This window comes from Ruminococcus sp. Marseille-P328, from assembly GCF_964249465.1.
Taxonomy (GTDB): domain Bacteria; phylum Bacillota; class Clostridia; order Lachnospirales; family Lachnospiraceae; genus Blautia_A; species Blautia_A faecis.
This window is the reverse complement of record NZ_CAXUBQ010000071.1, coordinates 1-808: the sequence shown is the minus strand read 5'-3', so window position 1 is coordinate 808 and position 808 is coordinate 1. Positions and strand designations below refer to the sequence as shown.

The window sequence follows — 808 nt, the reverse complement described above, 5'->3', positions numbered from 1 at the left end:
CATTGGTGTAGGGGAGGTGCTTTTTATCCAGAGCGCAAGTGTGAGCACTATGTTGAATATACTGGCTGCACTATAGAAGATTGTATAGCTGCTCCTATACAGCTATTCCAAGATGGATTTTTGATTTGTACCCTAAAAGATTCTATTGGATGCGAAGCATGTATTGCCCGAGAGGAAGGAAAGAAGATTAATGATTACGCTTGTGAATTTATGACGGACACAGGATGTGAGCGGATGTTTACCGCGAAAAGCCTGATCCTACAGTCAATAATGGAAGGTAACGATATGGAGCCTTGCAGAGAGCAATGCTGCATGGGATGTAAAGCAATATGCGGATTCCGCTGCGGACAAGCGACATAAAGTAAACGAAAGGAGCCAGCCTCCGGCCGGGGCAATGGTATACCGGGCTTCTTGGAAAGAAAATGATTCATGGAGAATTAATTGTGGACAATTTTGCCGGTGGCGGCGGTGCATCTACAGGTATTGAGCTGGCAACGGGATATAGCGTTGACATAGCAATCAACCATGATCCTGAAGCTATTCGGATGCATAAAACCAACCATCCTAACACGAAACATTACTGCGAGGATGTATGGCAAGTGGATCCCGTAGAAGCCTGCAATGGACATCCGGTAGGACTTGCATGGTTCTCACCAGATTGCAAGCATTTCAGTAAAGCCAAAGGTGGAAAACCAAAGGACAAATTCATCCGCGGGCTTGCCTGGGTAGCATGCCGCTGGGCGGGGCTTGTAAGACCCAGGGTAATAATGTTAGAGAACGTAGAAGAATTTAAAACCTGGGGACCACT

At 46.4% G+C, this 808-nt stretch carries 2 protein-coding genes; both read left to right on the top strand.

All coding sequences use genetic code 11. The annotated features are described in order from the left end of the window. A partial coding sequence (locus ACESTK_RS20475) for a hypothetical protein (RefSeq protein WP_373120634.1) occupies window positions 1–360 on the top strand: 360 nt, incomplete at its 5' end. A gap of 62 nt (window positions 361–422) precedes the next feature. Beyond that, window positions 423–808 (top strand): DNA cytosine methyltransferase (locus tag ACESTK_RS20470; protein WP_373120633.1); only part of this gene is annotated, 386 nt, incomplete at its 3' end.